This window comes from Stenotrophomonas sp. PS02297 (genome assembly GCF_029959705.1).
In the GTDB taxonomy this organism is placed as follows: domain Bacteria; phylum Pseudomonadota; class Gammaproteobacteria; order Xanthomonadales; family Xanthomonadaceae; genus Stenotrophomonas; species Stenotrophomonas nitritireducens.
Map to the genome: position 1 here is coordinate 20,992 of NZ_JASCOS010000038.1, position 8,796 is coordinate 29,787.

The 8,796-nt window shown below is 69.0% G+C and carries 7 protein-coding genes; 2 read left to right on the plus strand and 5 right to left on the minus strand.

Features of this window, described 5'->3' with window-relative positions; all coding sequences use genetic code 11:
* Positions 1 to 5: 5 nt before the first annotated feature.
* From ftsX to rhlB, 3 genes are all read right to left on the minus strand, one after another.
* Positions 6 to 980, minus strand: a complete 975-nt coding sequence (gene ftsX / locus QMX80_RS09645; RefSeq protein WP_282276707.1) for a permease-like cell division protein FtsX — start codon at positions 978 to 980, stop codon at positions 6 to 8.
* The gene (gene ftsE, locus QMX80_RS09650; RefSeq protein ID WP_273083195.1) at positions 977 to 1,663 is read right to left on the minus strand and encodes a cell division ATP-binding protein FtsE; all 687 of its coding nucleotides are present in this window, start codon (positions 1,661 to 1,663) and stop codon (positions 977 to 979) included. Before ftsE ends, ftsX begins: the two co-directional genes overlap by 4 nt.
* Positions 1,664 to 1,792: 129 nt before the next feature.
* Positions 1,793 to 3,478, minus strand: coding sequence for an ATP-dependent RNA helicase RhlB (rhlB, locus tag QMX80_RS09655; RefSeq protein ID WP_282276711.1), 1,686 nt, complete (start codon positions 3,476 to 3,478; stop codon positions 1,793 to 1,795).
* 198 nt (positions 3,479 to 3,676) lie between these two features.
* On the opposite strand from rhlB, the gene trxA reads away from it, so the two are divergent.
* Complete coding sequence (gene trxA, locus QMX80_RS09660; protein WP_055770820.1) at positions 3,677 to 4,006, plus strand: thioredoxin TrxA; 330 nt, start codon at positions 3,677 to 3,679, stop codon at positions 4,004 to 4,006.
* 222 nt (positions 4,007 to 4,228) lie between these two features.
* The gene (gene rho, locus QMX80_RS09665) at positions 4,229 to 5,956 is read left to right on the plus strand and encodes a transcription termination factor Rho (protein ID WP_282276715.1); all 1,728 of its coding nucleotides are present in this window, start codon (positions 4,229 to 4,231) and stop codon (positions 5,954 to 5,956) included.
* 67 nt (positions 5,957 to 6,023) lie between these two features.
* On the opposite strand, the gene QMX80_RS09670 is transcribed toward rho, so the two are convergent.
* Both QMX80_RS09670 and aceK read right to left on the minus strand, forming a co-directional pair.
* Complete coding sequence (locus QMX80_RS09670) at positions 6,024 to 6,896, minus strand: protein tonB (RefSeq protein WP_282276716.1); 873 nt, start codon at positions 6,894 to 6,896, stop codon at positions 6,024 to 6,026.
* 58 nt (positions 6,897 to 6,954) lie between these two features.
* On the minus strand, positions 6,955 to 8,676 hold the full coding sequence (gene aceK, locus QMX80_RS09675; protein WP_282276718.1) for a bifunctional isocitrate dehydrogenase kinase/phosphatase: 1,722 nt from the start codon (positions 8,674 to 8,676) through the stop codon (positions 6,955 to 6,957).
* Positions 8,677 to 8,796 lie beyond the last annotated feature (120 nt).

Here is an 8,796-nt window from a genome sequence, read left to right on the forward strand (position 1 = left end):
GCGTGTCAGGTGTCGGTCGGGCGAGTCTGCCTGAGGAAGTGCCCGGTCACCAGCCACGCCCCCAGCCAGCCAAGAATCACCGTGCCCAGCAGCACCAGCCCCGAATGCAGGGCATCGAGCCCGTGCAGGGCGAACGGGCTGCCGTAACTGCCCGACAGCGCCGCCAGCGGCGGGCGCAGGGCTAGGCCGCAGGCGCCGACCAGCGCCAGCGCCAGCGCACCTGCGCCCAGGCCGTACCAGGCGCCCAGGTAGATGAAGGGACGCCGGATGAAACCGTCGCTGGCGCCGAGCAGCTGCAGTACGCCGATCTCCTCGCGCCGCGCCTGGATGTCCAGGCGCACGGTATTGCCGACCACCAGCACCGCGCCCAGCCCCAGCAGCAGCGACAGCACCTGCACCAGCCGCGCGCCGAAACCGAGCCAGGCGTCCAGGCGCTGGCGCCACAGCGCATCGTGCTGGACCAGGTCGGCCTGCGGTAGCGCCTCCAGCGACCTGGCCAGCGCCACGTCCTCGCCGCCTGCCGGGGTGACGATCAACAGCGTCGGCAGCGGGTTCCCGCCCAGCGCGTCGATCGCCTCGCCCAGCCCGGCGCTCTCGCGCAGTTCGGCCAGGCCCTCGTCGGGCGTGCGCAGCACCACGCCGGCGACGTCGGCGCGCGCGCGCAGGCTCGCGGCCACTTCCTGCGCGGTGGTGCCATCGATCTCGGGCTTGAGGAACAGGTTGATGTCGCGCGACTGCTGCACGCTGCCGGAAAAAACCTTGAGGTTGTCCAACGCGATCGACAGGCCCAGCGGCAGGGCCAGCGCCAGCGCCATCACCGCCACGGTCAACGCCGTCGCCCAGGGCTTGCGCAATGCGCGGCCGAGGCTGAAGACGACGCTGTGCAGGTGATGGGCGAACCACACGCCCAGCCGCGACGGCGCCGCGGCTCCGGTATTGGCGGCCTTGTTCGCCGCCTCCTTCTTCGCACCCTTGCTCATTCGGCCAGGTCCTGCGGCGAGATGTCGTCGACCAAGCGGCCGTGGTCCAGGATCAGCACGCGCTTGCGCATGTGCTTGAGCAGCGCCAGGTCATGGCTGACCACCAGCACGCTGGTGCCGCGGCCGGGCAGTTCGGCGAACAGCGACATGATTTCCGCGGCGAGGGTGGGGTCGAGGTTACCGGTCGGCTCGTCGGCCACCAGCAGCTTCGGTTCGGCGACGATCGCGCGGGCGATGCCCACGCGCTGCTGCTCGCCGGCCGACAACTGCGTGGGCAACGCCTTCTCGCGATGCCCCAGGCCCATGCGCTCGAGCACCGAACGCACGCGCTTGCCGGTATCGGCGCGGCGGTCGCCGCGCAGGATCAGCGGCAGCGCCACGTTCTCGCCGATGGTGCGGTCGGTGAGCAGGCGATGGTCCTGGTGGACCGCGCCGACCTCGCGCCGGTGCAGGGCCACCTTGCCGCCGCGCACCTTGAGCAGGTTGCGTTCGCCGAACAGCACCGCGCCACGGGTCGGGCGTTCGCTCAGGTGGATCAGTTTCAGCAGGGTGCTCTTGCCGGCACCGGAATGGCCGGTGACGAACAGCATCTCGCCGGCCGCCACTTCGAAGCTGACGTCCACCAGCGCCTGGTGGCCGCCCGCATAGTGTTTGCTGACATTGTCGAAACGCAGGACGCTCATGCGCCGATTATGCCGGAGGCGAAGCGCGGCGTGCATCGCGCGGGGCGACGGCGGAAACGAAACAGGAGCGCACCGGGGTGCGCTCCTGCGGTCGACAAGGCGGCCGGCCGTCGGCCGGCAGCATCGCGATCAGTCGCCCGACAGCATCCGGCGGATCTTGCGGCCCAGGCGGGTCAGGAACGAATCGCTATCGTTGCCGGACTGGCGCATCGGCGTGGCCGGCACCTGCACCGGGCCATTGCCGACGGCCGCCGCTGCGGCTGCGGTTTCGACGCCCTCTACCGGACGGCCGTGACGACGACGGCGACGCTTGCGCGGCGCGCGCTCGCCCTCGACCGCAGCTTCCGGCGCACCTTCGGCACGCGGCGGGCGGGGCGGACGCGGTGCCGGCGCGGCTTCGGCGGAAGCTGCCACCTGCTCTCCTTCCACGCGCGGCTTGCGCGGGCCACGCGGACGGCGCTCGCCGTCGCGACGCTCGCCGCGGCCACCGCCGGAACGACCGCCGCTGCGGCCGCCGCCCCGACGCTCTTCCTCGGCGGCGCGGGCTTCGCGCGCCTCGCGGAAGATCGTGCCGACGCTCTCGTTTTCCTCGCCCTCACCCTCGCCCTCGGCCGGCGCCGCGCGCTCCGGGCGCGGCAGTGCGGTCAGCAATTCCTTGGTGACCGGCTCGGAGGGAATCTTCTGCTCGATGTAGGCCTCGATGTCCGGCAGGCTCATCGCATAGCGCTCGCAGGCGAAGCTGATCGCGTCGCCTTCCTCGCCCAGCCGCGCGGTGCGGCCGATACGGTGCACGTAATCCTCGGCGTCGAACGGCAGGTCGTAGTTGTAGACGTACTTGATGCCGTCGATGTGCAGGCCACGCGCCGCCACGTCGGTGGCGACGAGAATTTCCAGCTGGCCCTTCTGGAAGCGGTTGAGCAGGCTCTCGCGCTTCTTCTGCGGCACGTCGCCGGACAGCACGCCGACGCGGTAGCCCGCCCGCTCCAGCGCACGCGCCACGCGCTCGACGAATACCTTGGTGTTGACGAACACCATGGTGCGCGCGCCCTCGCTGCGCGAGAGCAGGCCCAGCAGCAGCGGCAGCTTCTCCTCGTCGGACGGGAAGTAGATGCGCTGGCGCACGCGGTCGGCGGTGATGTTGTCGGTTTCCACCACCAGCTTCTGCGGCTCGTTCATGTGTTCGTAGGCCAGCTCCAGCACGCGGTGGCTGAGGGTGGCCGAGAACAGCAGCGTCTGCCGGGTGGTGCGCTCGGGCATGCGCCGCAGCAGGAAGCGGATGTCCTTGATGAAGCCCAGGTCGAACATGCGGTCGGCTTCGTCCAGCACGCAGATCTCGCAGGCATGCAGCGAGACCACCTTGTGCTGCTTGACGTAGTCGATCAGGCGGCCCGGGGTGGCGATGATCACGTCCACGCCCTTCTGCAGCAGTTCGCGCTGCTTGTCGTAGTCGACGCCGCCGTAGACCAGGGCGAAGCGCAGGCCCGAGTCGGAGGCGAACTTCATCGCGTCCTTGTGGATCTGGATCGCAAGCTCGCGGGTCGGCGCCAGGATCAGCGCGCGCGGGTCTTCCGGCTTGCGGTCGGCCAGCGCTGGCCGGCTCAGCAGCCGGTTGATGACCGCCACCAGGAAGGCCAGCGTCTTGCCGGTGCCGGTCTGCGCCTGGCCGGCGACGTCGCCGCCAGGCAGGGCCACCGGCAGGGTCAGCGCCTGGATCGGGGTACAGCGGGTGAATCCGGCTCCTTCCAGCCCGGCCAGCAGGGCCGGTTGCAGCTCGAAGGAGGAAAAAGTCACATCGGTCAGCGGTTTGTCGCTCATTATTCGGTCTTGGTAGTGCCATCCGGCCAGGTTGGCCAGGCGGCTTGCATCGTATCGGGCACCGTCGCACACTGCGGCCCCTGCGCCGGGTCGCGCGACGCCAAGGCCAAGCCTTTATGTCCGCGCAATGCCCCAGTTTAGCGCAATGCGGCAGCCAACCCGGCATGGGCCGTCGCATTGCCCCAGGAGACTCCTCAAGTGAGCGATAAGGTTCTACACGTCGGCGATGCCGATTTCGACGCCGCCGTGCTGCAGTCCGACACCCCCGTGCTGGTGGACTTCTGGGCCGAATGGTGCGGCCCGTGCAAGATGATCTCGCCGGTGCTGGACGAACTGGCCGACGCCTACGACGGCAAGCTGAAGATCGCCAAGCTCAACGTCGACGAGAACCGCGCCACCGCGGTCAAGTACCACGTGCGCTCGATCCCGATGCTGCTGCTGTTCAAGGACGGACAGATCCAGGCCACCCAGATCGGCGCCGTCGGCAAGGGCCAGCTGAGCCAGATGATCGACAAGGCGCTGGTCTGATCTTCCCCGCCGGCGGCCACGGCCGCCGGCTCCGGGCCAGCCTTGCCGCAGGCCCAACGGGCGTTTCCCGCCACCTTGCACCGCCGCGCGCGGCGGTGTTAGTGTCGCGACATCCGGCAGCGTTCGCCTGCCGCACCCTCCGGCCGGGTTCTCGTCCGGATCATTCCCAACCAGTTCGCCGCCCCATCGGGCGCTCGCACGTCAGCGAGAGGAATCAAGCACTTGTCCGAGAACACTCCTTCCGAAACCGGGAGCGCCGACGCGCCCGTCGAGAAGCGCGTGCGCAAGCCGCGCGTCGCCAAGGCCACCGAGGCCGGCGACAGCAGCAGCTCCGCCCCCGCCGCTCCCGCCCAGTCCGCCCTGCCGCTGCCGGCTGGCGACACTTCCCCCGCTCCCGCCGCTCCTGCCCCGGGCAATGAAGGCCAGGCGCCCGCGCCGGCCGGCAACCCCCAGGCTGGCCAGGACGGCGGCGAGCCGCGCAATGGCGATGGCAATCAGTCGCGCCACGGCCAGCAGAACCAGCAAAACCAGCAAAACCAACAGGGCCAGGGCAACCGCCGCGACCGCTTCCGCAACCGCCGCGAGCGCAACCGCGACCGTTTCCGCGACGATGGCGGCATGCCGCAGGACGGCGGCAACGAGACCTTCGTGCCGCGCCCGCACCCGAACGTGCCCGAAGGCTTCCCGGCCTATTCGCTGAGCGACCTGAAGCGGATGCCGGCGCACAAGCTGCTGGAGATCGCCGAGCAGCTCAGCATCCACGACGGCGTGGCGCGCGCGCGCAAGCAGGACGTGATCTTCGCCCTGCTGAAGGTGCTGACCCGCCACGGCGACGGCGTCGCCGCCGACGGCGTGCTGGAAATCCTGCCCGACGGCTTCGGCTTCCTGCGCGCGGCCGAGGCCAGCTACCTGGCCGGCCCGGACGACACCTACATCTCGCCCAGCCAGATCCGCCGCTTCAACCTGCGCACCGGCGACCACATCGCCGGCCGCATCCGCTTCCCGAAGGACGGCGAGCGCTATTTCGCGCTGAACATCGTCGACACCATCAACGGCGAGCCGATCGAAGCGTCGAAGAACAAGGTGCTGTTCGAGAACCTGACCCCGCTGTTCCCGCGCAAGCGCTTCACCCTGGAACGCGGCAATGGTTCCTCGGAAGACATCACCGGCCGCATCCTCGACCTGATGGCGCCGCAGGGCAAGGGCCAGCGCGCGCTCATCGTCTCCCCGCCCAAGGCGGGCAAGACGATGATGATGCAGCAGATCGCCACGGCCATCACCACCAACCACCCGGAAGTGCACCTGATCGTGCTGCTGGTGGACGAGCGCCCGGAAGAAGTGACCGAAATGCAGCGCACCGTGCGCGGCGAAGTCGTCTCTTCGACCTTCGACGAGCCGGCCGCGCGCCACGTGCAGGTCGCCGAGATGGTGATCGAGCGCGCCAAGCGCCTGGTCGAGCACAAGAAGGACGTGGTGATCCTGCTCGACTCGATCACCCGCCTGGCTCGCGCCTACAACAACGTCGTGCCCAGCTCCGGCAAGGTGCTGACCGGCGGCGTGGACGCCAACGCCCTGCACCGCCCGAAGCGTTTCTTCGGTGCCGCACGTAACGTTGAAGAAGGCGGCTCGCTGACCATCATCGCCACCGCGCTGGTCGAGACCGGCTCGAAGATGGACGAGGTGATCTACGAGGAATTCAAGGGCACCGGCAACAGCGAAGTGCACCTGAACCGCCGCATCACCGAGAAGCGCGTCTACCCGGCCATCGACATCAACCGCTCCGGCACCCGCCGCGAGGACCTGCTGATCGAGCCGGAGCTGCTGCAGAAGATCTGGATCCTGCGCAAGCTGCTGCACCCGATGGACGAGATCGCGGCGATGGAATTCCTGCTCGACAAGATGAAGAACACCAAGTCCAACGACGAGTTCTTCGGTTCGATGAAGCGCTGATTCCCGATGTATCGAAGAGCCCCGCAATGCGGGGCTCTTTCGTTTCCGCTGCCAGCCGCCGGCGCGCTCAGCCTTCCAGCGGCGTCAACAGTCTCGGTCCCTTGCCGCGGCCCGCCATGTAGATGCCGCCATCGGCCAGCGCGTCCGAGCCGTTTTCCCAGTCCTCGTCGCTGATCCACGGCGCGCGCTCGCGCGGCCCGGGGATGTAGGCGCGCCACACGCCGTACTCGTCGTCCGGCAGCGATCGTCCCTTGTCGACGATCGCATAGCGCACCGGCACGCGTATGTTCCAGTGCGGCTGGTCCGCCTCCGCGCCCGCCGCCGGCACGCGGAATTCCCATCTGCGTGCGGCGGCCATCGCGTTGCTGCCCAGCACCTGACGGAACTTCCGCATCTGGCTCTCGCTGGCCACCACGGTCATGTTGACCTGTTCCACGTAGAGGTCCGCGACACGGCCGTCGCGCCCGACCTTGAGGATCAGGTAGACATCGCCCTGCGCGCCCATCTCGTACATCGGGCGCGGATAGGTCGGCGGCGACATGTTCGACGCAGTGACCGACGTCCTGCTTTCAGGGTCGTAGGTCTCGAAGCCTGCACTGCGGATGGACACCTGCGTATTGCCGTCTTCCAGCCGTTTGCCGACCAGGCGCAGCATCAGCGGCGAGCGCGCGGCGACGGGCTTGCCGTCACGGACCACCGGCTCGAAGGACCAGGCCATCACCGACGACTGGACGAAACGCGCCAATCCTTCGCTCAGCCGATCCTGCTGATCCAGCCGCACCGCTTCCACGCTGCCATCGGGCGCGATATCGATCTGTCCCGACAACTGCATGCCCATCTCGGCCTGCTTGCGCACACCGCCCGGCCCGACGGCGGATGCGGCACCGGCCGCCAGCAGCAGCACGGCCAGTGCTCCCCAACGATGCAACGACTTCAACATGAGGCTCTCCCTGTCGATCATGGTCCGGCGACGACTGTACCGTTTCCGGGGCCGGCGTTCACGCCAGCCGCAGCCCACGCGGATACGGCGGATTATCGGGAAACTCGCCACGGGCGAAGGCGGCCTGCAGGCCGCGCCACCATTGCGGATCGAACAGCTCGCCGTGCGCCTCGCGTACCGCCTCCATCAATGGATGCGGCAGCCCCATGAACAGCGGGAAGCGCTCGGGAAACACGTCATTGGGCGCGATGTGGAACCAGGGCTCGGCGGCCATGGCCTCTTCGGCGTTGCGCGGCTGCGGCCAGTCGCGGAAATTGCAGTCGCCCACCCGGCACAGTTCGTCGTAGTCGTAGAACACGGCGCGGCCGTGGCGCGATACGCCGAAGTTCTTCAGCAGCATGTCGCCGGGGAAGATGTCGTTGCGCGCCATGTCGGCGATGGCCTGGGCGTAGTCCAGCGCCGCCGCGCGCGCGGCCTCGGTGGCCTGTTCGCGCAGGTACAGGTTGAGCGGACGGAAGCGCCGCTGCACGTAGCACAGCGAGATCACCAGGTCGTCGCCCTCCACGCGCACGCTGCGCGCGCAGCTGCCCAGCAACTCGTCGCGCAGTTCCGGGGCGAAGCGCGCCAGCGGGAAGCGCAGGTGGCGATAGGGCTGCGCGTCGAGCAGGCGACCGATGCGGTCCAGATTGAACACCAGCGCGTAGCGGTCCTCCACGTCCTGCCTGCTCATGGTCTTGGGCCAGGCGAAGCGGTCGCGGATCAGCTTGAACACCAGCGGGTAGCTGGGCAGGGTGAACACCGCCATCACCATGCCCGGCGTGCCCTCGGCCTGCACCAGCCGCTCGTTCGCATGCTGCTGGAAATGGCGGAAGAAGGTGCGGTAGCGCTCGGTCTTGCCCTGCTTGGCGCGGCCGAGCACGGTATAGATCTCGTCCACCGGCTTGCCCGGCAGCAGGCTGCGCAGGAACACCACCGCGTCGGCGACGGTGGGCAGGTCGGCCTGGAAATAGCTGCGCGAGACGCCGAACAGGTGCGCCACGTCGCGGCGCCGGCTCAGCACCGCCTCCGCGCGCAGGCCGTCGCCGTCGTTGACCAGCGCGATCACGCACGGCGAGAAGCGGTGCTCGCCGAACACGCGGCCGACGAGGTACGCGCGGCGCTCGCGGTAGAACACGGTTTCCAGCAGCTCGATGGCGCGCACCGGGTCCGGCCCCCAGTGCGCGAGGTCGTCCTGCAGCCGCACGGCGATGGCGGCGGCGCAGCGCAGGCGGTGCCGGTACGGCACGTCGAAGCGGTAGTCGGCCAGCATGCGCTCGAAGGCATCGGCCGGACGCGCCTCGGAAACGGTATAGACGTGGCGCGCGACCGGATGGGTGATGGCATCGGACGGTTCGATATCGATCGCCATGAACTCGATGGCATCGTCCACGCCGTGGGTGGCGAACAGCCGCCGGGTCAGGGTGTTGTAGAAGGTCTTGTACAGCTCGCCGTCGATCAGCCCTTCGACCAGCACGGCGAAGGCCACGCGTACCTGCATCCACGACCCGCGGGCGGGCGTACTGCCTGCGATGGCCTGCAGGCGTGCCATGCACTCGCCGATGCACCGGTCGTACAGCGCGATGCGCTCGACCGCGTCGATGCGCGCCGCCGCCCAGTCGCGCTGCTCGAAGCGCAGCCGCGCGCGCCGGGTGATGGCGGAAAAGCGCGCATGGTAGTCCTCGAAACCGTCGCGGATGCAGGCGGCGATGGCGTGGGCGGATTCAGTGGCAGGCATCGGCATTGCGGGAGTCGGGGCGCCGGGCTTCACCCTACCGCACCAGGGTGACGCGTGCCGCCCCCCGTAGGAGCGACTTCAGTCGCGATGAGGCTTTACCGGTGAAGCCCTTTCGCGACTGAAGTC

Coding starts and splice junctions, on each gene's coding strand:
- ftsX (WP_282276707.1), bottom strand. CDS start 980: ATGAGCAAGGGTGCGAAGAAGGAGGCGGCGAACAAGGCCGCCAATACC.
- aceK (WP_282276718.1), bottom strand. CDS start 8,676: ATGCCGATGCCTGCCACTGAATCCGCCCACGCCATCGCCGCCTGCATC.
- rhlB (WP_282276711.1), bottom strand. CDS start 3,478: ATGAGCGACAAACCGCTGACCGATGTGACTTTTTCCTCCTTCGAGCTG.
- QMX80_RS09670 (WP_282276716.1), bottom strand. CDS start 6,896: ATGTTGAAGTCGTTGCATCGTTGGGGAGCACTGGCCGTGCTGCTGCTG.
- ftsE (WP_273083195.1), bottom strand. CDS start 1,663: ATGAGCGTCCTGCGTTTCGACAATGTCAGCAAACACTATGCGGGCGGC.